The organism is Alloacidobacterium dinghuense (assembly GCF_014274465.1).
Classification (GTDB): Bacteria; Acidobacteriota; Terriglobia; order Terriglobales; family Acidobacteriaceae; genus Alloacidobacterium; species Alloacidobacterium dinghuense.
On sequence record NZ_CP060394.1, the window covers coordinates 6,040,273 to 6,062,519 of the forward strand.

Consider the following 22,247-nt stretch of genomic DNA (forward strand, 5'->3'; position numbering starts at 1 on the left):
ACATGGCCTACGCGCACACCATCGGAAGCCGCACATGGCGCTTCGACGACTTAAAAACGCTGTTGGCAAATGCTAGTCCTTTGCGCTCCGGCGACGAGCTTGCAGGCATCGCCGCGGCAAGCGAAGAAGAGCGCGTAGCCGCGCGCATGGCGCTCGCTGAAGTGCCGCTCAAGCGCTTTCTCGAAGAATCCGTCATTCCCTACGAATCCGACGAAGTGACGCGGCTCATTATCGACACCCACGACGCCAGCACATTTGCAGAGATCAGTCATCTCACTGTTGGAGATTTCCGCAACTGGCTCCTGAGCGCAAGCACGGACACAGAGACCCTCACGCGCATCGCGCTATCCATCACCCCCGAGATGGCGGCTGCCGTCTCAAAGCTGATGCGCAATCAGGATCTGATCCTCGCCGCGCAGAAATGCCGCGTCATTACACGCTTCCGCAACACCATCGGCCTCAAAGGACACATGTCCGTGCGCCTGCAGCCGAATCATCCCACGGATGACGCAAAAGGCATCGCTGCATCGATGCTCGATGGACTGCTCTACGGCTGCGGCGACGCGGTCATCGGCATCAACCCGGCAAGCGATAGTTTCGCCGCAGTCACAACGCTGCTCGACATGCTCGACAAATTCCGCGAGCGATACGAAGTTCCAACGCAATCATGCGTGCTCGCGCACGTCACCACAACCATGCAGGCAATCGAACAGGGAGCGCCCGTCGACCTCGTTTTCCAGTCGATTGCAGGAACCGAAAAGGCAAACGCCAGCTTTGGCGTAAATCTCGCCTTGCTCAAGGAAGCTCGCGAAGCCGCGCTGGCACTGCATCGCGGCACAGTCGGGGACAACGTGATGTACTTCGAAACCGGGCAGGGAAGCGCTCTATCGGCCGACGCGCATCATGGAGTCGACCAGCAAACCTGCGAAGCCCGTGCCTACGCCGTAGCCCGCGCATTCAAGCCGCTCCTGGTGAACACTGTTGTCGGCTTCATCGGCCCTGAGTATCTCTATGACGGCAAGCAGATCACGCGCGCAGGACTCGAAGATCACTTCTGCGGCAAGCTGCTCGGCCTGCCGATGGGATGCGACATCTGCTACACCAACCACGCCGAGGCCGACCAGGATGATATGGACACGCTGCTTACGCTGCTCGCTGTCGCCGGCGTGAATTTCATCATGGGCGTGCCTGGAGCCGACGACATCATGCTCAACTACCAGAGCACCTCATTCCACGATGCGCTCTACGCAAGGCGCGTCCTCGGCCTGAAGCGCGCACCGGAATTTGAAACATGGCTGGAAAAAATGGGAATCACCGATCGCGAAGGCACCCTCGCCGACCGTCTGCCTCCAAGCGCCGCCCGACTGCTTGAAAGCGCATGAGAGAAATCATTCAGAACCCGTGGACGCGTCTGCGCAGTTTCACCAATGCGCGTTTAGCATTGGGTCGCGCCGGTGACAGCCTGCCAACAAACGAAGTTCTTGAATTTGCCCTGGCGCATGCGCGGGCTCGCGACGCCGTTCACAACATGTTCGACGCGGACCGAATGACTCGCGAACTCACTGCATCCGGTTTCGAATCCATCACGGTACAAAGCGCGGTTAGCGATCGCGCCGAATATCTCCGCAGTCCGGATCTGGGCCGCAAGCTCAACGAGCAAAGTCGATCCTTGCTCACGGATCAGACGCTGCGCGAAGCGATGTATGCGGTCTTCATCATAGCCGACGGCCTATCCGCCATCGCCCCGGAGCGCCACGCAGTTCCGGTCCTCAAAGAAATCATGCGCAAGCTAGAAGGCTGGAACCTCGCGCCAATCATCATCGCGACGCAGGCCCGCGTCGCGCTTGGCGATGCGATCGGAGAGCTCCTCAATGCTGAGATGACTGTAATGCTCATCGGTGAACGCCCCGGCCTAAGCTCACCCGACAGCCTCGGCATCTACCTGACGTACAAGCCTCACATCGGCTGCACAGACGCGGACAGAAATTGCATCTCCAACGTGCGTCCTGAAGGGCTCAGCTATCCATCCGCAGCGCACAAGCTGCATCACCTGATGCTCGCCGCGCGCAGACTCGGCAAATCAGGGATCGCGCTCAAGGACGAAAGCGATCAACCTGCACTGCCGTAACCAACATTATTGCGGATTCCCGTTGCTGTCCGTTGTCCACGACTCCGTCTGGAAGGCAATGAAGATCGCAGCCCACGTCCCACTCGCCGGAAGTTCAAACACCAGGAGCCCATCCTGCCAGATGCCATTGTCCTTCTCATATGCGCCGGGAGGATTGCCCTGGTTCATGTGGATGTCGTGAATGCCCGTGCCGTCGGTGTACTGGCTGCCAAAGGCATAGATCGTACCGTTGTCATCGGCAATCGCCTGATTTAGATACTGAATCACCGCGTTCTGGAGGTTCGAAGACGCTGATTGCCCCGGCAACGGGAGCAACTGCATTTCGCTGAGCGTCACAATCGGCTGCCCATTTGCCGTGCTGCGCACATAGTCGACTGCCGGATTGCCCTGCGTGCTCAACTGCGTCATGCCGACAGCAAGAGCATCCAGCGCTCCGGCATCAGGCGGGGTGAAATTCTCGTTGATGAAGTAGAGAACCTGCGATCCGTCGGTCGATTCAATGTTGACTGCAACCTGATACGTCGTCCCACCCGCATCTACATTGATCAGATAATGCGGATGCGAGTCAGGAGACAGGCTGCCCGACTGCGGATCGCCCTTGAGTACGCTGTATTGATAAACAGGCATTTTGCGCCTCCACGATTGCAACCTTACACTTGGCCGTTGCGGCAGGATGAAGCTAAAAGCCCATGATGTTGTAGCCGCAATCGACGTACACCGTCTCACCGGTCACGCCGCTCGATAGATCCGATGCGAGAAAGAGCGCCGTCCCGCCGACCTCGGCCTGCTCCACATTCCGATGCAATGGAGCGCGATCCGCATGCGACTTGAGCATGTCGCCCAAACCGCCGATTCCGCGCGCGGCCAGCGTCTTGATCGGCCCAGCTGAAATTGCATTTACGCGAATGTTCAATTTACCGAGGTCTGACGCCAGATAACGCACCGTCGCTTCCAGCGCCGCCTTGGCCACGCCCATTACGTTGTAATGCGGGACAACTTTCTCCGCGCCGTAATACGTCAACGTCATAATGCTTCCGCCGTCGGTCATCAATGGAGCAGCTGCGCGGCTCAACGCAATCAGCGAATACACGCTCACATCGTGAGCAACGCGAAAGCCTTCGCGCGACGTCTGCAAAAAATCGTTCTTCAGTTCTTCAGCGGGAGCGAACGCAACGCTGTGCACCAGCACGTGCAGCTTGCCGTGACGTTCCTTCAGTCCTTCAAAAACCTGCGCAATCTCTGCGTCATTCGATACGTCGCACTGGAACGCCTCTGCGCCCGGTAAATCCGCAATCAGTCCTTCGGCTTCTGCCTTCAGTCGCTCGTTCTGGTAGCCGATCGCGAGCTTCGCGCCCGCCTCGTGCAGCTTCTGCACAATGGCCCAGGCAATGCTGCGCTTGTTCGCCACTCCAAAAACAACGGCAACCCGTCCTTCAAGATTCAACATGCAACTCTTTCCTCCAAACACGTAAGGATATCAGCCACCGAGATTGACCAGGCCGACGCAGTCAATGGCTTCTCCCAGAAACCGCGTGCCCAGGCGCTTGAATTTCTCAACCGAATCCGTTGCGTAAAACCTGCGCTCTCTCGTTCCATCGTGAACGTACTCTATGAGTGCAGCCGACACCTGGGATGCGGTTACTTCCGCAGAATCGATCACGCGCAAATCCGGAACAGCGCGCTCAATCTGCGTTCGCAGTAAAGGATAATGCGTACATCCCAGCACCAGCGTATCCGGCTTCAGGCCCGGCCTTTCGGCTTGTTCCAGCAATTCCGCAAGATAAATCCGCAGCACCTCCAGCGTGACCGGATGCTCGATCCATCCCTCTTCTACAAGAGGAACGAGCAGCGGACACGCCTTTTCAAGCGCACGCAGACCATGTTCCGCACATGCCCGCTCATACGCATGACTCTGCACCGTGGCATCGGTTGCAATTACCAGCACATCGCCGGTCAAGGAAGAAACCTGGGCCGCATTTGCTCCTGTCTCGATCACGCCCAACACTGGGACACGCACAGCTTCTCGAATCGCGTCGAGGGCCAGCGCGCTCGCCGTGTTGCATGCAATCACAAGAAACTCCGCACCTTCCTCCACAAGAAAGCGCGCGCTAGAAACCGCATAGCGCGCAATGGTCGCCTGCGATTTCGAGCCGTAAGGCAACCGTGCCGTATCGCCCAGATAAATGTAGTCTGCCGCTGGAAGCTGTCTGAGCAGCGCGCCAAGAACCGTCAAGCCGCCCATACCGGAGTCGAAGACACCAATCTTCATGGGCGCACCGCCGTCTGCGTGTCCGATGCAAGGTAGACGCGCGTCAGATCGGCATGCCCGGCGAGCGTGTCTTTCTGCTGACCATCCACCAGAAAGCGTACCTCTGTAATCTGCGGTAGATTCGCATGCAGAGTCGCAATCATGGAAAGCAAGGTCAGCGTCTCCGGCTCGATCCCAGATGGCTGCGCCTGAACAAACGCTGCGTCGAGATTCACCACCGCCATCTCTCCTTGTTGGCTCGCGCCTTTCTGCTGCGGCAACGGCATCAGAAACACCTCGTCCACGCCCGAAGCATTTGCAATAGGATGCGTCGACTTGGGCGCTGCATACTCCTCCAGCAGTTTCTCCATCAACACACGCGCTCGCGCGTTCGGATCTTTCGGCATGGGAAAGCTGCGTTCGACCGGAATCAGCGATCCATCCAGGTCATTTGCCACCAGCAGCGTGATCTTTTCGACCGGCGCACTCGACGACGCGCTCGACAACTCATTCAAAGGCTGACTGTCGACCGCCGTCATCAAGCGATCGTGCGCTCGCTCCCGCATGCGGATCAGCACCACCGCCATCACGACCGCTGCGAGCAGCATCGCGGCGAACAGAAAACGCTGGAAGCGCGGAATCACGGCTGCTGCCTCCAGTCATTTTTCCATTGCGTGAGCGCTGCGGTCAGCGCGCCGATGATCTTGTTCTGATAGCCAACATCGGTCAGCGGTGTGGCCGTTGTTGTGTTACCACCTATGAGGGGCGCAATCTCCACGGCGACTGCAGGGCAGGCAAAACTATCCATGGGCGTGAGCGCTGTGCGCCCCAGTGTAACCGGAACCGCCGCGTGTCCGAGCGCCGTGCTGATCTCGGAAGACAAACGCAGACTCTGCGTTACATACGCGGACTGCGCGCTCTGCCACGGCAAAAACTTCGTGTATGGAGTTGGCGCGAGCGACGATGTGAACAGATGCACGCCGCTTCCCGTAGCCGTGGCATGCAATGTGACGCACGCTGCAGCCATGGCGTGGTTCGCAGTCTCCGCGCGTGTCACCATCGAGACCTGCGTATCCGCATCCCGCGTGGTGATCACCTGAATGCCCTGAGAAGCAAGCGCCTGCCGCAGACGCACGGAAAATCCAAGCGTCAGGTCCTTTTCCAACATCTTGTCGCTGAATTGCGCGCCGACATCGCCGTCGCCATGGGCCGCATCCAGCACGACTACATATTGCGGCTGCACCTGCGCCCGCTGCGCCGGAGGCACCGCCGGCAACTTGCCCATGTCCGGCAGATTCGATTGGGGTGGTGGGGCCTCCTGCGCGGCTGCTGCAGAGATTGCGAGCAGCGCGCACAGGCTTAGCAGCATTTTCCGGAAATCAATCCAGTGGATAGATCGCAAGGCCACTCAATAGTTTAGGGAAAAAGTCGGTAGATTTCTGCGGCATCACGTCGCCGGCGAAGGCAACTTCGCGCAACTGCGCCATCGTCACCGGATTCATCAGGAAGGCCACATCCGCATCGCCGCGCGCGACCTGCTCGATGGCCTCGCCCGCATCCCGCAGATAGCGCAGGTTGGCCTGCTCACGAATCGCCTCGGGGGTAATGCCGAGCAACTGCTCCAAAACCAATCCGTGCAATTGCGCCACATCCAACTGCCGCTGCCGCTCGGATAGAGTGCTCAGAGCCTTCGCCACTGCGTCCGGCCTTGCTGTCAGCAGGTAATTTCCGCTCTTCGTGACAGTCAGCAGGGCCGTCTTTCCTTTGCTCGCAGCCGTGAGCTTTGCCTTCAGTGCAGCCGTTTCCGAGGACGCCACCGGCTCCACATCAAAGTAAGCCTTTGCGCGTTCCACAAATGCGCCGGGATCAAAATCCTTCAGCCCAAAAACTACGCGATGCGTTGGTAGAATCACCAGTCCCTCGGCGTCCATGTTCACGAAGGTCATCATCACAGCCGCTTCCGCATACGGTGGCTGCGGCAATTCATAGCTGTTGCGCTCGGTTGATGCGGCCTGCGCCGGTGCATGCTCCTTCGAGTAATTCAGAGCCGTCTCATAGCGATGGTGCCCGTCGGCAATAATCAGCTTCTTGTCCGCCAACTCGCTGGTCAGAATATTGATCGTGTTTTCATCGCTGATCTTCCATACGCGATGCAGCACGTCGTACTCATCCGTCACTTCAATATCAGGAGTAGCATCTTCATCGAAAAGTAGCTTCTCCGCCGTAAGGCCCGGATCAGAGTAGAGCATGAAGATCTGTCCGAAATGCGCGCGCGTCGCCCGCAGCAGATTCAGACGGTCCGACTTCGGCTTCGACAGAGTCTGCTCGTGCCGGAAGACCACTTTTTCGTTGTAATTGTGCAGTCCGCCAAGGGCAATAAATCCACGGCGTTCCATCACCTGACCGTTTGAACCGGGCACGGTAAATTTCTGCGCATAGGCAAAAATGCAAGGCTCGGATTCCTGCGCCAGCACGCCGCTCTCCCGCCACTCCTTGAAATCCCTGGCAGCCCGGGTATAGACGTCGCCCGTCTCCTTGCCATCGAACAATTCCGGCAGCCCCAGAATGATGCGAACCAGGTTATAGGGGCTCTTCTGGTAATACGCCTGCTGCATGGCAGGCGTGATCTTGTCATACGGCTGCGTAACGCAGTCCTCTACGTGAACAAGGGAGGGGTTATAACGTAATGCGCGAAACGGATAAATGCGGGCCATGCGGACGGTCGTAACTCCAGGAAAATGCCGGAAATCCGGCGTGAAATCTGTCTGAGTTGTTGCGCTCTTTGCATTGTATCTCACGCATTTCCAGGAATTTCCGCATCCCGCTACCCCGTGCAGCAAAAACGATTCATCGATAATGTTGAACGTCTTCGCTCCTTATTCTGATAGCATCGAAAACTTCAAGGCCAGCCATGCCTACACCGTGCTACGATGCTCTGGAAGAAGGACCCACTCGCATGGCGCTCTCGCTGGGGCGCAAAAGCGCTCGTTGGACCCGTGGAACTGCATACGGCCTTTCGGCAGTTATCTCCCTTGTATTGCTTGTCATCGGATTCGTCATTTCTGTGCCCAGAGCCCGCGCGCAGGAGGACGAACTGAATAAGGTTCACGTCCCGCCGCCGGAGCCCAAACCCGACCCCACCACGCAGCCGCCTCTGCTCGAAGGCGAAGCCGCCATGACCGCCCGTCGGAATGAGCGCATTCGTGTCGACGTCAACCTCGTGCTTGTCCCGCTCATCGTGACCGACCCGATGGACCGTCTCGTGACCGGCCTCGAAAAAGAGAATTTCTTCCTCTACGAAAACAATAAGATCCAAAGCATCAAGTCGTTCTCGCAGGAAGACGCCCCGGTTTCGATCGGCATTGTCTTCGACTTGAGCGGCAGCATGGCGAATAAGGTCCTACGTGCGCGCGATTCCATCCTGCAGTTCATGCACACCGCTAATCCGCAGGATGAATTCTTCGTGATCGGCTTCAATGATCGCCCCGAGTTGATCGAGGACTTCACCTCATCGCCCCAGGATATTGAAGCGCGCCTCGCCTCCGTCCACGCCGAGCACCGCACCGCCCTGCTCGACGCTATCTATTTTGGCCTGAACAAAATGAAGCAGGCCAAGTATGAGCGGCGCGCCATCCTCATCGTTTCCGATGGGGGTGACAATCGCAGCCGCTACACGGAAAACGAGGTCCGCTCCACGGTACGCGAGTCCAACGTGCAGATTTATTCCATCGGCATCTTCGACCCCTACGCCGCCACTACCGAGGAGCGCCTTGGTCCCATGCTGCTTAACGACATCTCCACGGAAACTGGAGGACGCCTCTTCCGCGTAGACGACATCGCGGAGATGGGCGATATTGCCGAAAAGATCAGCGCCGAGTTGCGCAATGAATATGTGCTTGGATATAAACCGGATGATGAACGGAAGGACGGCAAGTGGCGTAAAGTGAAGGTAAAGCTGGTGCCGCCTGCCGGGCTGCCTCAGCTTACCGTTCATGCTCGCACCGGATACTATGCGCCTTTGCAATAAACGGCATATTTTCTTTTTCTTTCTCCTCGTCGCGTCTTCGTTTGCAATCTGGGCTCAAGCGCCCGCGTCTTCACAGTCGTCAAAGCCGGAACAGCAGACGCCCCTCACCGTGGACCGGGATCCGATCGTCTCCCCGGACGCGGCCGACAACCAGCCAGTAAGTCCATCAAATCCCAATGCGGTTAGGCCCGGCACAGACCTGGAAAAGGAAAAGGGCGGTTTTACCTTCCGCCGCGACGTTGATGAGGTTGTGCTCAACGCCACCGTCCTCGACGACAATGGCCGCATCGTCAACGACTTGAAACAGGACAACTTCCACGTTTTTGAAGACGGTGTGCAACAGACGATCGCCGCCTTCCAGCACCAGGACATTCCCGTTTCGATGGGCTTCCTCATCGACAATTCCGGTTCCATGCGCGACAAGCGCGCAGCCGTGAACACCGCAGCTCTCGATCTGGTCAAAGCCTCCAACCCGCAGGACGAAGCCTTTATCGTGAACTTTTCCGATGAGGCCTTCATCGACCAGGACTTCACCTCCAACATCGCCAAGCTGCGCGACGGTCTTGCGCACATCGACTCCAAAGGCGGAACAGCTCTCTACGATGCCGTCGTCGCCTCCGCCGATCAACTCGCGAAAGGCGCAAAGAGGCCCAAGCAAGTCCTGCTGATAATCACCGACGGCGAGGACAACGCATCGAGCCTGAACCTTGAGCAGACCATCCGCCGCGTGCAGGACCTGCAGGGTCCGGTTGTCTACTCCATTGGCCTGCTCTTCGGCGACGAAGGCGGAGGCCGCGAGGCTCACCGTGCCAAGCGCGCCCTGCAGTTGCTGTCGAATGAAACCGGCGGCATCGCCTACTTTCCCAAGTCGCTTGAAAATGTCGACCAGATCTGCGCCGAAGTGGCGCACGACATTCGCAACCAATACACCATCGGCTATCACTCCACCAAGCCGGCCAGCCAGGGAGGCTACCGCGTCGTGAAGGTCCAGGCCGCGGCTCCCGGACACGGTAAGCTCGTCGTCCGCACCCGCAGCGGCTACTATCCGAAGACCGACAAGAGTAACCCCGCAGAAAATACCGCACAAAGAAAAGCGCCGGCAAAATAACCGGCGCGATTCCTCTACATTTTGTGGCCGACCTACCGTCCCTCCGCCACCGGAGTCTCCTTCATCTTCACGCCCGAAAGCGTCTCCCATCCACGGCGCGACAGGTCCCACTTGATCAGGTAGCCTGCCACTGCCGCGAGCACAATAAGCACCGTACCGGCTAGCCAGTTGCCGAAGATAAATTTGCCCAGCCCAAAGAGCGTGCCGTAAACCAGCACGCATCCCATCACCGTATCGAAGGCGTTTGCAGCGAAGTCGCGCACTTCCGGAAGCTCCGGAGCGAGCTTCGCGATGCGGCTCCAGCCGTAACACGCCGGATGAACCCTCCGGTAGAAATTCAGCAGCGTCGATTCTCTTTCGGCGGGCGTGACGAACGTCGCAATGATCCACACAATTGTCGTAATCCCAGCTGTAATCAAGGTCGACTTGGCAAAAACCACCGCATCATTGCCCGTAAACGAAACACGCGACAATCCGAGCGCCACAACCGCCGCCACGATCATCGCAGAAATTTCGCTCCAGGCATTCACTCGCCACCAGAACCAGCGCAGGATGTACACCGCGCCCGTCCCCGCGCCCAGGTTCAACACCAGCTCCCATCCAGCGCTGATCGAAGTCAACTGGCTGGCAACGTAGCCGCTTGCCAGCACCAGAATCACCGTAATGATTTTGCTGACGAACACATAATGTCGCTCGCTGCCATCGCGCACCCAGAAGCGACGATAAAAATCATTGACGAGGTACGAGGTGCCCCAGTTCAGCTGCGTCCCAATCGTTGACATATACGCCGCCAGGAACGCCGCCACCATCAGCCCGCGCAGTGCAGGAGGCAGATAGTCGCGCAGCACCATGACATAGCCCTGCTGCGGATTGGCTGCAAAAGCCGCGCTCGGGTGCAGCCCGCCATGCGGCGAATACACGGCCAGGGCCACCAGGCCAGTAACGATCCACGGCCACGGCCGCAGAGCATAATGCGCAATGTTGAACCACAGCGTCGCGCCCAGTGAGTGCTGCTCATTCTTTGCGCTGAACATGCGCTGCGCCACGTAGCCGCCACCGCCCGGCTCCGCGCCCGGATACCACGCCGCCCACCACTGCACGCCGATATACATCAGGAACGTCAACAGCGGCAGCGTCCAGATATTCGAAGTCGTCAGCCCTGCATGGAAATCCGGCAGGAACGACATCACATTGGAAGTCGGCTGCCCCGCAGCGCGCGTCGCCTCACCCACTACATCAAGCTGCAGTTTCAGCGCATGCATGCCGCCGAGCTGCGAAACCGCCAGCCACGCCAGCACGACAATCATCGTCATCTTTAGCGCGAACTGGAAGAGGTCCGTAACCAGCACGCCCCAGAGTCCGCCAATGAACGTATACAGTCCGGTGAAGGGAACCAGAATGAAGATGCAGATGGCAAGCGCCGTATGGCGCGGATCGCCGAGCGTGTATTGCAGCAACGTGTGACCGCCGATGCTCAACTGCAGCACGCGCCCCTGAGCAATCACCGGGCCCAGCACGACGGAGATAATATCCACCATCGCCCGCGTTACCCAGCCGAGGATGAAGCAGTTCATCAGCAGGCCAAGATAGATGGCCTTGAATCCGCGCAGAAACGCCGCCGGCTTGCCGCCGTAACGAATCTCCACCAGCTCCACGTCCGTCAGAATCTCAGCCCGCCGCCAATAGCGCGCAAAGAAGAAGACCGTCGTCATGCCGCTGAGGCACAAGCTCCACCAAATCCAGTTGCCGGAAATCCCCTGCGTCGCCACCAGCCCGCAGACCAGCAGCGGTGTGTCTGCGGCAAAAGTCGTCGCCACCATGGATGTACCAGCGAGCCACCAGGAAACATCGCGCCCGGAAACGAAAAAATCTTCCGTCGAGCCGCTCGAACGGCTGCGGTAATAAAGGCCAATCAGCAAGTTGAACAGCAGATAGCCGGCTATGACCAGCCAGTCCGCCAGGGTCAGTGACATGCGCTTCTCTCAGTTTCCAGGAAATCAATCGATGAAAGCAGTATATACAGGTTTACAGCTCACGGGGAACACTTTCCCGCTACCCAAATTTACTCTTGTGGCTGCAGGCCGATCGTCCGGAAAAGTTCCAGCAGCTTAGGCGCGGCAATGTGCTGGTAGTCCGTCGTGAGCAGCCCGAAGGTCTCTGGCGCATCGTAGGTGCGGCTGTAGCCGCTAGACTGCGTTCCGTTCAGCGGCCAGTAACTCCAGCCCAGTTCAGGATGCTCCTTCACATAACGTACAAATCCGCGAATCCACTCGCCGTTAGGATCGCTTCCACAGCCCGTTAACGTCTGGCAGGTTCCAAATTCACCGATCCACAGCGGAATCGCCGGCGTTGTCTGCAGTAAGAATCCTGCACGTTCATCGAATGCCTTTTGCAGCTCGGCATAGTTCTGGGTCTGCGCTCCAAACGAATACGCATGCGGCGAATACACCGCACGATTTGGAACATCGAGGAACACCGGAAGATGCGCCGCGCCGCGAAAATCAGTCGAGTACTGCGGTCCCTCAATCATCACCAGCAGTTTCGGACTCACGCTGAGCACAGCGTTGCCGCCGCGAGTGGCAGCCGCATGCCAGTCCAGTTTCTTATTGTCGCCGCCCCACACCGCGCCGCTGCGAAGTTCGTTGCGCAGGTCAACACCAACCACCCACGGCTGGTTGCGATAGCGCCGCGCGATCGTCTTCCAATCGGCCAGCCACGCACTTTCGGGATATTCCTTGCTGTACCACAGCCCATTGCCGTCATCATCCTTGCAGCACCAGTCGGCGCGGCTCACGTGATTGTCGAGAATCACCATGATCTGTGCCTTGGCCAGCGCGTCGATGACGATGTCCATCACCTCCATCGCATGCTTGCCGCGGAGCTGCGGATTCGCCTTGATCGCATAGTCAGCAACCACCGGATTCTTCTCCAGCGTCTCATTTGCCCACGGCAGTCGCACGGAGTTGAAGCCCATTCTCTTGATCAGGCCGACAATCGTGGCCAGTGGCGCATGGTCAAGGCCGCCCGGAACATATTCCTTCTCATCAAAGCCATACCAGTTCACCGACTTTAACTGCACCGGCGATTTCTTCGCATCGACAATTTTGTAGCCGCTGGTGTGGAGCGGCAATTGCGGCGAAGCCTGGGCATGGCTCCATTGAGCGCCGGAAACCAGAAGCAAAACGAGCATCTGCGTAAGGGTCAGGAGCTCTTTCAAAGCGCCGGAAAAAGAACTCATCGCACTTCTTTGAAATCAAAATAAGCGAGATTCATGTTTCCCTGCGTGAGAATGTGAATGGTCAGCACGCTTTCTCCCGCAGGCAGATCGAGTCTTACCAGGTCCTGCTGCACATTCCAGTGGTGCCACTGTCGCCAGGCAATCGGATCGGAGGCATTGGCAGTTGAAGTGATATTCAGAGGCCCCGATGCCGGAACCCCGTCAACATCGATCGAAATCACGCCGCCGCGATTTGAGGTGTAGAGCAGATCAGCCTTATACGTCCCTGCCTTGCGGGTCTTCACCGTGATGTTGAACCACTCGCCGGGCTCCGTCCATCCCACATAGAGCTGGTTCTCCGGCGGCTTCACCAGGTTGTAGGGACTATTGTCGATCTGATCGTGAAACTTGGTGTACGAGGTATCGACGCCCTCGTCCATCCGGAACTGGTTCAGATACGTACCGTCCGCAGGATTCAACCCGCCACTGCCCAGATTCTTTTCCGTCGTGTCGTAGTAGGCGACGCCGGGTCCGCCGCTATCGTAGTAAGCGCACTGCACGCGTCCGGGAATAGCCTGCGGTCCGCCTTTGTAATGGCTATCCGCATAGGGAGTGCCCTTGTAAGTGCTGTGAAAGTCCGTTGGTGCGGATGCCTGCTCTTGCAGCCCGGGTGCAAGGAACAAAATGAATGATGGAAGAACGAGACAGAATCGCAGCACAGTTTCCCCAGAGTGAAATCAGTCTACGCGGAAACGCTATGGATAGGGCTTAATTCTTCTGGCACTTGGGGCACCAATAGATCGTGCGTCCGGCAAGGTCGGCGCGCTGAATCTTCGTGCCGCAGACAAAGCAAGGCTTGCCATGCCTGCGATAGACATAGCGCTCCTCGTCTTCGCGCACAGGCCCCGTCTTGTGCGGACGGTCCTTCGCAAGCGTCGTCACATAGCGCGTGTCTCGTACGCCCGCGCCCATCAATTTTTTCGCGTCCCTCCAGATGCCCTTAAGGGCGGCGTGATCAACTTCTCTGCCCGGTCGCAGCGGATGGATGCGCGCTCGATACAAAATCTCCGCGCGATAGATATTGCCAATGCCCGCGATTACTGATTGATCCATCAGCAGCGCGCCAATCGGAGTGTCACGCTTTGCGATCTTCTCAAACGCTGGCTCCGGATCGGAGCCGGCAATCAGAGGATCAGGCCCGAGTCGCTTGAGCAGCGCCTGCCAATCTGCGTGCCCGAAGATCGAAGTATCGGTCCCGCCGCGCAGCTCAATCCAGTCTGTTTTCGTATAGATGCGCAGCCGCAGCGCGCCTCGCGCCGGTGGCAGCGGAATCTCGCCCTGGTGGAAATCCCCGAACATGCCCAGGTGAATATGCAGAATCAGATCGCGGCCAAAGTGATACCCAAGATGTTTGCCGACAGCATCGATTCGCGCCAGCTTGCGACCATCAAGAATCTCAGCATCTGGAAAGCCGCCGTTCGGCGAATCCACGCGCACGCGCTTCCTCGCGAAAACCCTGGCATGGTTTTCCGCGAAGCGATGAATTTCATTTCCTTCCGGCATACGATTGAGCTACCACAAAGAGTGAAATACCCGATGAGCGCAAACTGCGCTCCCGGCTCTGCCCGAAGTTCATGCTCCTGAAAGGGAACCAAGTGGTTGTAATTGTACTGTGAGCCGAAGCCCCGCTTAAAGGCGGGTCAGGCCTCAGTAACAAGCCGACGAAATGTTATTTTGACGGGAAGCGAAGAATGCAGGCGATTCGTACGATGCCATCACAGTGGAGTTGGCATTCACCAGCCTCTAAGCCCACAGCGAAACGATGAGCGAGGCTGGTGCGCCGAGGTCAATTCCAAACCAACTTCACCGGAACCGCTTCAATGCGGCAAAACATATCCGGCTCCATCCTGTTCACGTGTGCCTTGAATTTCTCGGCCTCTTCGCGCGTATTGAACATGAGGGTGTTGTATACCTGTCCGGCTCGCAACTGTTCGCATTTCCAAAGGGTGTCAGTCATTTTTGCAAATACTCCAATCTACACTTCTATAAACACAAGGGGCGCGCTAACGTTTCGTTTGAGCGCGCCCTCAGTTGTTACTATTTCTTTCTTATCGCGCTCAGTTATTTTTTCTCGTCAACATCTACGTATTCAGCATCGATGACGCCTTCGTCCTTCTTCTGCTCCGCAGTGTCAGACGCCGCCTGCGCTCCATCTGTTGGAGCGCCCGCCGCAGGGCCGGCTGCGTTGGCCTTGTACATGGCCTCGGCCAGCTTGTGCGATGCCGCGGTCAGTTTCTCGCGGGCTGCATTTAACTCAGATGCAGAAGGCGAACCTTCGAGCGTCTTTTTTGCATCGGCAAGTGCGTTTTCCACATCGGTCTTGTCGCTGCCGGAAACCTTATCGCCGCTCTCCTTCAACATCTTCTCGATGTTGTAGACCAGGTTGTCGAGTCCGTTCCGAGCCTCGATCTCGTCACGCTTCGTCTTGTCTTCGGCCGAATGCGCTTCCGCATCCTTGGCCATCCGCTCCACTTCCTCTTTGCTTAGACCCGAAGACGACGTGATCGTGATCTTCTGGTCCTTGCCCGTCGCATTATCCTTTGCAGTGACATTTAAAATGCCGTTGGCATCGATATCGAACGTCACTTCGATCTGCGGAATGCCACGCGGAGCCGGAGGAATGCCGCTCAGCTTGAACTTGCCCAGCGTGCGGTTCTGCTGCGCCATCGGTCGCTCGCCCTGCAGCACGTGCACTTCAACTTCCGTCTGCGAGTCAGCCGCCGTCGAGAACGTCTCCGTCTTCTTCGTCGGAATCGTCGTGTTACGCGGAATCATTGGCGTCGCCACAGCACCCAGCGTTTCGATCGAGAGCGTCAGCGGCGTTACGTCGAGCAACAGCAGGTCCTTCACTTCACCCGAGAGCACGCCAGCCTGCACCGCAGCGCCGATCGCGACGACTTCATCAGGATTCACGCCCTTGTGCGGTTCCTTGCCGAAAAGCTCCTTCACCAGTTGCTGAATGCGCGGCATGCGCGTCTGTCCACCAACGAGAACTACCTCGTCGATCTTGCTTGCATCCACGCCGGCATCCGCCATCGCCTTCTTGCAAGGTTCCAGCGAGCGCTGAATCAAGTCCTCAACCAACTGCTCCAGCTTCGCGCGCGTCAGCTTCTTCACCAGGTGCTTCGGTCCGCTCGCGTCTGCCGTGATGAACGGGAGGTTGATCTCAGTTTCCAACGCGGTCGAAAGCTCAATCTTCGCGCGCTCTGCTGCATCCTTCAGACGCTGCAGGGCCATTTCGTTGCCCTTCGCACGGAGGTCTAGGCCTTCGTCCTTCTTGAACTCGTCAATCAACCAGTCCACAATCTTCTGGTCGATGTTGTCGCCACCCAGGTGCGTATCACCATTGGTCGACTTCACTTCGATCACGCCCTCGCCTACTTCCAATATCGAAATATCGAAGGTGCCGCCGCCAAAATCGTACACGGCAATCGTCTCGTCCTTCTTCTTGTCGAGACCGTAAGCCAATGCCGCGGCCGTCGGCTCGTTCACGATGCGTTTTACGTCAAGACCAGCGATCTTGCCGGCATCTTTCGTCGCCTGCCGCTGCGCGTCATTGAAGTACGCAGGAACTGTGATGACGGCTTCCGTCACTGAAGTGCCGAGGTAATCCTCGGCCGCCTTCTTCAGCTTCTGCAGAATCATCGCCGAGACCTCCGGCGGAGTGTATAGCTTGCCCTGCGCCTCCACGGCAACATGGTCACCCTGCTGCACTACCTTGTAGGGAACCATCTTCATCTCGTCGTTTACTTCGTTGTAACGACGCCCCATGAAGCGCTTGATCGAGTAAATCGTGTTCTGCGGGTTGGTGATAGCCTGGCGCTTCGCCACCTGGCCAACAAGGCGCTCACCGCTCTTGGTAAAGCCCACAACGGATGGCGTAGTCCTGCCACCCTCTTCGTTGGCGATCACCTTCGGCTCGCCGCCTTCCATTACGGCTACGACGGAGTTCGTCGTGCCCAAGTCAATTCCAATAATTTTTGCCATAGTCGTTTGCCCCACTGCCCTCGTGCTGGCTTCAGCGTTGAAATAGCTATTCTAGCTTCGCACTTGAGTCATTTATTGTCAACTTATCTGATGCCAGCATTTATATCCGGGATGCAATACTCTTATGACTTTCTAAGCTGCTGATTCCACGTTAAATACATCCGATCCGACCGGAACTGTATCTTAAGGAGGACAGCTCTTTCCCCTATGGACGACGCTCCAACCCAAGATTTCGACCCGCGGGACGCGACTGGGGGAGTAAACCCTTGGCTGATCGCCGTTTCCGTCATGCTGGCCACCTTCATGGAGGTGCTGGACACCGCCATCGCCTCGGTCGCCCTCCCGTACATCGCCGGATCTCTGTCTGCCTCGACCGACGAAGCGACATGGGTCCTGACCAGCTATCTGGTCGCCAACGCGGTCATTCTCCCGGCCAGCAACTGGTTTGCCCTCCGCTTCGGGCGCAAGCGCTTTCTCATCATCTGCGTCATCATTTTCACCATCGCCTCATTTTTCTGCGGAGCCGCGCCCTCCCTCGGCTTCATCCTCATCGCCCGCATTGTTCAGGGAGCAGGCGGGGGAGCCCTGCAGCCGCTCTCGCAAGCTATTCTGCTGGAGAGCTTTCCGCCCAAAAAGAGGGCCGCTGCCATGGCCGTCTTCGCTTTCGGCGTGGTAGTCGCGCCAATCCTCGGCCCCACCCTGGGTGGGTGGCTTACGGACACCTATAGCTGGCGCTACGCTTTTTACATCAATATTCCAATCGGTGTCCTGGCCGTTTTCATGATCAGCCGCTTCGTCCACGACCCGCCGTACATCAAGCATGCCAAGGCCGGCCCGTTCGATAATATCGGCTTCGGCCTCTTGGCCGTCTGGATAGGATGCCTCCAGGTTGTCCTCGACAAGGGCCAGGAGGACGACTGGTTTGGCGCCATCTGGATCCGCTGGGCGGTCGCCGCTGTGGTGGTCGGCTTCGTCTGGTTCATCATCCACTCGTTGCGGAAAAAGAATCCTCTGGTCAATCTCCGCGCCCTGAAGGATTGGAACTTCGCTGTCGGCTGTTCGCTGATGCTCGTCTTCGGCCTGAGTGTTTATTCCACCATCACCGTCCTCCCGCTCTTCTACCAGGAGGTTCTCGGATATACCGCCTTTACCGCTGGCTGGGTCGTGGGGCCGCGCGGTTTTGGAGCTATCGCCGCCATGCCTGTCGTCGGCATCCTGGGCAGCAGGATCGACGCGCGCTACCTGCTCACGTTTGGCTTTATGATCTTCGGCATTACCTCGCTGATCTTCGGGAATGTCACCACCGACATCAGCCCGACGACTCTGCTTTGGCCCATTATCATTACAGGATTTGCCCTGAGCTTCGTCTTCGTGCCGATTACTACTCAGGCCTACGGCACGCTCAGTAACGAGCAGATCGGGAACGCAAGCGGCATCTTCAATCTGGTGCGCAACATCGGAGGTTCGATCGGGATATCCGTCGCGCAGACCATGATTACCCGTCGCGCAGACCTCCACCAGCACGACCTCGCGAATTCCATTCCCCGTTCCAGCTACTGGCTCCAGCAGAGAATGAGTAGCATGACCACGTATCTAGGCCATCAGACAAATCCGGGCAATGCCGCAGCCGCCAGCCAGGCGCAGCTTTACCAGCAGCTGGGTCATCAGTCGCTGCTCTGGGCCTTTGTCGACGTCTTCCGCTACATCGCTCTGACCTGCTTTGGCTGCATCGTTCTCGTTTGGCTCTTCCGCAGGATCAAGCCCGGCAAGAAAGCTCCGGCAGGCGCCCATTGAGTCATCGTTTGTCTTCGTGAGTGCAAGCGAGGATCTGCAATTCCTTCGCGGTCGCACGAAAAAGGGGTGCCCCATCCTTTGCGCAGCAAAGGGTGGGAAAGCAAGACCTCAACCCAACCAAACCTAACTCGCCTGTACGAACTTCGTGATATGCACACTAAACTATCTCGGAGCAAGAAATTCAGGAGAGCCCTTGTCCCCACAGAACGTCTACGACGCCGTCGAGTATCCCGGATTCCCCTACGCCCACACCCATCCCGACCAGCTCGCCGTCATGTCGCTGCTTTATGGGCTTGAGCCCGCCCCCGTAGCCGGCTGCCGCGTTCTCGAAGTCGCCTGCAATGAGGGCGCGAACATCATCCCCATGGCCTACGCCATTCCCGGAGCCGAATTCGTCGGCTTCGACCTCGCGCCGGAGTGCATCGCGCGCGGACAGGCGCGTGTCCGCGAACTCGGTCTCAAGAACATTCGCATCTTCCAGGCCGATCTGCTCAAAGTGGGTCCGGAGCTGGGCGAATTCGACTACATCATCGCCCACGGTCTCTACGCCTGGGTGCCCGAACCGGTCCGCGACCGCCTGCTTGCGCTCTGCGGCGAGCTGCTCAAGCCCAACGGAGTCGCCTTCGTCAGCTACAACGCGCTCCCCGGCAGCCATCTGCGCCAGATGTTCCGCGAAATGATGGTCTTTCGCACGCAGGGCATCATCGATCCGGAAGAGCAGATCAAGACGGGAATCGAATTCATCGCGGCGCTCGCGGAAACACGCAAGGAAGGCGATGTCTACAAGACGCTGTTTGAGGAGCATCTCAAGCGCCTGCGCGTCAAGAACTGGAACGCCGTCTATCACGACGACTTCAGCCCCGTCTATCACCCGGTCTACTTCTCCCAGTTCATCGAGCACGCGGCGAAGCACGGACTGCAATACCTCACTGAAGCCGAACTGGTCGTACCCACCGATCCTTGTTTCAGAGCAGGCTTTCAGAGCGTCATCCAATCCGTCTCCGCTGACATGCTGGCGCAGGAGCAGATGCTCGACTTCGCCCGCATGCGCATGTATCGAGAAACGCTGCTCTGCCGCGCCCACCATCCGCTCAAGCGCAGGTTTCCGCCCGATTCCTTCCACCGCCTGCGCTTCGCATCATCAGCTGTCAGCGAGCCGGGCGAGGAAGCGTCCTCGCGCTTTTACACGCTCACCGGCGGCAAGAAGTTCCACTGCACGCACCCGGCAACCATCGCCATCATGGAAAAGCTGGTCGCAGCATGGCCTCATACCTTGAGCTATGACAACCTGATGCCGACGCTCGAAGAGCATGGCCTCACCCAACCCGACCAGGCAGCCATGCTGCTCCTGCAACTGGCAATTACGCAAATGATCGAGCTGCATGCATGGAATCCGCCCCTGGCCAGCGGCATCTCCGACCGTCCCCGCGCCACCGCCACCAGCCGCCTCGACACCGGCACGCGCGACTCCACCGCAACCCTATGGCACACGCAGGTCGATCTCTCGGATCCCATCGGTCGCCACTGCCTGCAACTGCTTGACGGCACGCGCAATCGCGCCGCCCTCCTCGAAGCCCTGAAAGCGAGATTTCCGGAGACACCTGTCGAAGAACTGGAGCAGAGAATGGAGCCAAACCTGCGCTTTGTTTATCGCGCCGGTCTACTCGAAGGTTAGGTATCGAAGGTTAAGTGCTGGCCGGTTCTTACAAGTGGCCAGAGGTTCGAAGATGGAAATATTCTTCGACCACGATCAGCATCAGCGTGGCAATGGACAGCACCATCTGCCAGCGTTCCATGCGGATTTTATGTGGGCTCAATGGCCGCATGCGCCATTGTGAGGCAGGACGGTTACGCAGGCGCCGAAGCTGCGCCAGAATCGCCAGATTCAACAGTGAGCCGGCCAGAGCCAGCACGATCATCGGTACCCGGATCCAGTTCGCGTGAAGCCGGTCCAGAAAAGTGGCAAGGCCGGCACTCACCACAACCGATCCCACGCCGATGATGAGCCGGAGGCCGTCAACCGCGGCGAAAAAGGTGCAAACGCTCTGCAGAACCGCGAAGAAAAAGCTCGATAATGCGATCGCTCTCCGCGTGTTGCCGCTCTGCTCCGGAATCGGCTCCGACGGCTGACCTGAGATCGGTCGTTTCTCTTGAATCTTTGACACGGGGAAAGCAGGCTCTCAACTCCTTTATACAAGAATCGCGATGAAATATTGCAGCGCCAGCTACCAGCTTTCTAACGATGCCGGGATGCGGAATCGCCACGCGGAGCGCAAGTTCGCCGCCAAAGGAATAGCCCATCACGTCCACATTCTCGATACTGAGACGCAACACAAAAGCGGCCACATCTTCCAGCGCTTCAAAACTGAACAGACGGTCAATGTCGGCTCTGCGTCCCTGCGTCTCGAGGTCCGCAGCAATCGCGTGCCTGTTCTTAGCAAGCTCCGGCATGATCGCGCCGAACATCCCGCTTAGGTCCGCCCCTCCTTCGATCAGGATCAGTGGCCGCTCCACATCCTGAATCGCGCCGTGAATCTCGTAATACATTGTCAGGCCGCTACCCGGAGCGTTTCCCGATGGAACCGCAGTCGGCTGCGCATAGGCGACGCCTACTGTCGCCGACGAGAAAACCAGATTAACGATGATCCTTGCCAGGAGACCCCTTCTGCGTGCCATCTCGAAATCCCTCTCTGTCCATACGTCGAACAGAAACGCGTGAAATCGACACCCGGCGAATTTTTCGTTACGAAAAAGCAATAAATTTTAGTCGTTGCAACGAATAGTGGCGTGGAATTATGAGCAGAATTGCTAAACTTGAATTAGGCGGTAATTCTGACGAGCCAAAGGCGACGAAGAATCGAGAGGGTCCAGAGTACCCGCAACGGCATACCCTTCACCGAAAATCCCGGCCAACGCTTGATAAATGGATGATTCCAGGGAATTTAAGAAAACTACCCCGTCTAAGTTGCTGAAAATAAACGATCTCCGTGCGTGTAATCGTCGTAAAGAATTGAAAAGAAGGAATTTGCGAAAACAGGGGGGAGGGTCAGATCGAGTCTTCGAGCGGCCCGAACCTTCGCGCATGCTGGTCATAGACCTCGATCGCTCCGCTCATGATGTCGTAATACCAGCCGTGAACCTGCAAGGTTTCCTTAGCCAGTCCGGCGGCAATTTCCGGATGCGTCTTGAGGTTGTGTAACTGGGCGACGATGTTGGCATGGATCAGCGCTGTATGCTGCGCTTTCTTGTCACCGATCGGGTCGCCCGGCTCGCGGTATTGCCACGTCGCCTCCACATACTTGAGCCACTTGGAAGTCATCGGAAGCCGGCTCATGTCCTTCTTGTCGAGAACAGCCTTCACCGCCCCGCAATCCGAATGGCCGCACAGGATCACATGCTTCACCTTGAGAACTTCGACAGCGTATTCCACCGTCGCCGAAACACCCCCAGCCGCCTCGCCAAAGGGAGGCACAACGTTCCCGGCATTCCGGCAGATAAATAAATCTCCCGGCTCCGTCTGCAGAATCAGATCAGGAACAACCCGCGAGTCGGCACAGGTAATGAACAACACATCAGGAGCCTGACGCTCCGCCAGCAGATGAAAATTGTCCTTCCGCTGCGGAAAGACATCCTTGCGAAACCGCAGATAGCCGTGAACAAGATGCTTCATGCCTGCTT

21 protein-coding genes are annotated in these 22,247 nt (G+C 57.8%); 6 read left to right on the plus strand and 15 right to left on the minus strand.

All coding sequences use genetic code 11. From position 1 onward, the window contains the following. The first annotated feature begins 2 nt into the window (after positions 1 to 2). A complete protein-coding gene (locus H7849_RS25440; protein WP_186743242.1) occupies positions 3 to 1,382 on the plus strand; it encodes an ethanolamine ammonia-lyase subunit EutB in 1,380 nt (459 codons plus the stop codon). Further along, the gene (gene eutC, locus H7849_RS25445; protein WP_186743243.1) at positions 1,379 to 2,128 is read left to right on the plus strand and encodes an ethanolamine ammonia-lyase subunit EutC; all 750 of its coding nucleotides are present in this window, start codon (positions 1,379 to 1,381) and stop codon (positions 2,126 to 2,128) included. Before H7849_RS25440 ends, eutC begins: the two co-directional genes overlap by 4 nt. 6 nt (positions 2,129 to 2,134) lie before the next feature. On the opposite strand, the gene H7849_RS25450 is transcribed toward eutC, so the two are convergent. From H7849_RS25450 to H7849_RS25475, 6 genes are read right to left on the minus strand one after another with little or no spacing between them, the layout of a single operon-like run. After that, positions 2,135 to 2,755 carry a YukJ family protein gene (locus tag H7849_RS25450; RefSeq protein ID WP_186743244.1) on the minus strand — a complete coding sequence of 207 codons (621 nt, stop codon included), beginning with the start codon at positions 2,753 to 2,755 and terminating at the stop codon, positions 2,135 to 2,137. Positions 2,756 to 2,807: 52 nt separating this feature from the next. Next, a complete protein-coding gene (locus H7849_RS25455; protein ID WP_186743245.1) occupies positions 2,808 to 3,575 on the minus strand; it encodes an enoyl-ACP reductase FabI in 768 nt (255 codons plus the stop codon). Between the two features lie 30 nt (positions 3,576 to 3,605). Beyond that, the gene (gene murI, locus H7849_RS25460; protein ID WP_186743246.1) at positions 3,606 to 4,397 is read right to left on the minus strand and encodes a glutamate racemase; all 792 of its coding nucleotides are present in this window, start codon (positions 4,395 to 4,397) and stop codon (positions 3,606 to 3,608) included. Beyond that, positions 4,394 to 5,020, minus strand: coding sequence for a GerMN domain-containing protein (locus H7849_RS25465; protein ID WP_186743247.1), 627 nt, complete (start codon positions 5,018 to 5,020; stop codon positions 4,394 to 4,396). The genes murI and H7849_RS25465 overlap by 4 nt, the downstream gene beginning before the upstream one ends. Beyond that, positions 5,017 to 5,745, minus strand: coding sequence for an N-acetylmuramoyl-L-alanine amidase family protein (locus H7849_RS25470; RefSeq protein WP_186743248.1), 729 nt, complete (start codon positions 5,743 to 5,745; stop codon positions 5,017 to 5,019). Before H7849_RS25470 ends, H7849_RS25465 begins: the two co-directional genes overlap by 4 nt. A gap of 10 nt (positions 5,746 to 5,755) precedes the next feature. After that, complete coding sequence (locus tag H7849_RS25475) at positions 5,756 to 7,174, minus strand: DUF1015 domain-containing protein (RefSeq protein WP_349627443.1); 1,419 nt, start codon at positions 7,172 to 7,174, stop codon at positions 5,756 to 5,758. 113 nt (positions 7,175 to 7,287) lie between these two features. On the opposite strand from H7849_RS25475, the gene H7849_RS25480 reads away from it, so the two are divergent. Both H7849_RS25480 and H7849_RS25485 read left to right on the plus strand, forming a co-directional pair. Further along, on the plus strand, positions 7,288 to 8,403 hold the full coding sequence (locus H7849_RS25480; RefSeq protein WP_251106487.1) for a VWA domain-containing protein: 1,116 nt from the start codon (positions 7,288 to 7,290) through the stop codon (positions 8,401 to 8,403). Continuing rightward, positions 8,387 to 9,511, plus strand: a complete 1,125-nt coding sequence (locus H7849_RS25485) for a VWA domain-containing protein (protein WP_186743249.1) — start codon at positions 8,387 to 8,389, stop codon at positions 9,509 to 9,511. Before H7849_RS25480 ends, H7849_RS25485 begins: the two co-directional genes overlap by 17 nt. Before the next feature lie 32 nt (positions 9,512 to 9,543). Here H7849_RS25485 and H7849_RS25490 read toward each other — a convergent pair whose 3' ends face one another. The 6 genes from H7849_RS25490 to dnaK form a co-directional block, all read right to left on the minus strand. Continuing rightward, positions 9,544 to 11,484, minus strand: a complete 1,941-nt coding sequence (locus H7849_RS25490) for a sodium:solute symporter family protein (protein WP_186743250.1) — start codon at positions 11,482 to 11,484, stop codon at positions 9,544 to 9,546. 89 nt (positions 11,485 to 11,573) lie between these two features. Beyond that, positions 11,574 to 12,749 carry a glycoside hydrolase family 5 protein gene (locus H7849_RS25495; RefSeq protein ID WP_186743251.1) on the minus strand — a complete coding sequence of 392 codons (1,176 nt, stop codon included), beginning with the start codon at positions 12,747 to 12,749 and terminating at the stop codon, positions 11,574 to 11,576. Further along, a complete protein-coding gene (locus H7849_RS25500) occupies positions 12,746 to 13,447 on the minus strand; it encodes a carbohydrate-binding protein (RefSeq protein WP_251106488.1) in 702 nt (233 codons plus the stop codon). The genes H7849_RS25495 and H7849_RS25500 overlap by 4 nt, the downstream gene beginning before the upstream one ends. A gap of 49 nt (positions 13,448 to 13,496) precedes the next feature. After that, complete coding sequence (locus H7849_RS25505) at positions 13,497 to 14,291, minus strand: Fpg/Nei family DNA glycosylase (RefSeq protein ID WP_186743252.1); 795 nt, start codon at positions 14,289 to 14,291, stop codon at positions 13,497 to 13,499. Positions 14,292 to 14,574: 283 nt separating this feature from the next. Next, positions 14,575 to 14,745: a hypothetical protein gene (locus H7849_RS25510; protein ID WP_186743253.1), complete on the minus strand. Its 171-nt coding sequence runs from the start codon at positions 14,743 to 14,745 to the stop codon at positions 14,575 to 14,577. Between the two features lie 104 nt (positions 14,746 to 14,849). After that, on the minus strand, positions 14,850 to 16,775 hold the full coding sequence (gene dnaK, locus H7849_RS25515; RefSeq protein ID WP_186743254.1) for a molecular chaperone DnaK: 1,926 nt from the start codon (positions 16,773 to 16,775) through the stop codon (positions 14,850 to 14,852). 207 nt (positions 16,776 to 16,982) lie between these two features. Between dnaK and H7849_RS25520 the strand changes: the two genes are divergently transcribed. Both H7849_RS25520 and H7849_RS25525 read left to right on the plus strand, forming a co-directional pair. Then, positions 16,983 to 18,569, plus strand: coding sequence for a DHA2 family efflux MFS transporter permease subunit (locus H7849_RS25520; RefSeq protein ID WP_186743255.1), 1,587 nt, complete (start codon positions 16,983 to 16,985; stop codon positions 18,567 to 18,569). Between the two features lie 193 nt (positions 18,570 to 18,762). Beyond that, positions 18,763 to 20,244 (plus strand): methyltransferase regulatory domain-containing protein, encoded by a 1,482-nt coding sequence (locus H7849_RS25525; protein ID WP_186743256.1) that lies wholly within the window; start codon positions 18,763 to 18,765, stop codon positions 20,242 to 20,244. Positions 20,245 to 20,272: 28 nt separating this feature from the next. On the opposite strand, the gene H7849_RS27010 is transcribed toward H7849_RS25525, so the two are convergent. The 3 genes from H7849_RS27010 to H7849_RS25535 all read right to left on the minus strand — a co-directional run bounded on the left by H7849_RS27010 (position 20,273) and on the right by H7849_RS25535 (position 22,239). Then, positions 20,273 to 20,548, minus strand: a complete 276-nt coding sequence (locus H7849_RS27010; RefSeq protein ID WP_251106489.1) for a hypothetical protein — start codon at positions 20,546 to 20,548, stop codon at positions 20,273 to 20,275. 37 nt (positions 20,549 to 20,585) lie between these two features. Further along, positions 20,586 to 21,245 carry an alpha/beta fold hydrolase gene (locus tag H7849_RS27015; RefSeq protein ID WP_251106490.1) on the minus strand — a complete coding sequence of 220 codons (660 nt, stop codon included), beginning with the start codon at positions 21,243 to 21,245 and terminating at the stop codon, positions 20,586 to 20,588. A gap of 370 nt (positions 21,246 to 21,615) precedes the next feature. After that, positions 21,616 to 22,239 carry a carbonic anhydrase gene (locus H7849_RS25535; RefSeq protein WP_186743257.1) on the minus strand — a complete coding sequence of 208 codons (624 nt, stop codon included), beginning with the start codon at positions 22,237 to 22,239 and terminating at the stop codon, positions 21,616 to 21,618. Between the last annotated feature and the right edge of the window lie 8 nt (positions 22,240 to 22,247).

Excerpts from the sequence above, each read along its gene's own strand:
- H7849_RS25440 (WP_186743242.1), top strand. The coding sequence starts at position 3 with ATGGCCTACGCGCACACCATCGGAAGCCGCACATGGCGCTTCGACGAC.
- eutC (WP_186743243.1), top strand. The coding sequence starts at position 1,379 with ATGAGAGAAATCATTCAGAACCCGTGGACGCGTCTGCGCAGTTTCACC.
- H7849_RS25450 (WP_186743244.1), bottom strand. The coding sequence starts at position 2,755 with ATGCCTGTTTATCAATACAGCGTACTCAAGGGCGATCCGCAGTCGGGC.
- H7849_RS25455 (WP_186743245.1), bottom strand. The coding sequence starts at position 3,575 with ATGTTGAATCTTGAAGGACGGGTTGCCGTTGTTTTTGGAGTGGCGAAC.
- murI (WP_186743246.1), bottom strand. The coding sequence starts at position 4,397 with ATGAAGATTGGTGTCTTCGACTCCGGTATGGGCGGCTTGACGGTTCTT.
- H7849_RS25470 (WP_186743248.1), bottom strand. The coding sequence starts at position 5,745 with ATGCTGCTAAGCCTGTGCGCGCTGCTCGCAATCTCTGCAGCAGCCGCG.
- H7849_RS25480 (WP_251106487.1), top strand. The coding sequence starts at position 7,288 with ATGCCTACACCGTGCTACGATGCTCTGGAAGAAGGACCCACTCGCATG.
- H7849_RS25485 (WP_186743249.1), top strand. The coding sequence starts at position 8,387 with ATGCGCCTTTGCAATAAACGGCATATTTTCTTTTTCTTTCTCCTCGTC.
- H7849_RS25490 (WP_186743250.1), bottom strand. The coding sequence starts at position 11,484 with ATGTCACTGACCCTGGCGGACTGGCTGGTCATAGCCGGCTATCTGCTG.
- H7849_RS25495 (WP_186743251.1), bottom strand. The coding sequence starts at position 12,749 with ATGAGTTCTTTTTCCGGCGCTTTGAAAGAGCTCCTGACCCTTACGCAG.
- H7849_RS25505 (WP_186743252.1), bottom strand. The coding sequence starts at position 14,291 with ATGCCGGAAGGAAATGAAATTCATCGCTTCGCGGAAAACCATGCCAGG.
- H7849_RS25510 (WP_186743253.1), bottom strand. The coding sequence starts at position 14,745 with ATGACTGACACCCTTTGGAAATGCGAACAGTTGCGAGCCGGACAGGTA.
- dnaK (WP_186743254.1), bottom strand. The coding sequence starts at position 16,775 with ATGGCAAAAATTATTGGAATTGACTTGGGCACGACGAACTCCGTCGTA.
- H7849_RS25520 (WP_186743255.1), top strand. The coding sequence starts at position 16,983 with ATGGACGACGCTCCAACCCAAGATTTCGACCCGCGGGACGCGACTGGG.
- H7849_RS27015 (WP_251106490.1), bottom strand. The coding sequence starts at position 21,245 with ATGGCACGCAGAAGGGGTCTCCTGGCAAGGATCATCGTTAATCTGGTT.
- H7849_RS25535 (WP_186743257.1), bottom strand. The coding sequence starts at position 22,239 with ATGAAGCATCTTGTTCACGGCTATCTGCGGTTTCGCAAGGATGTCTTT.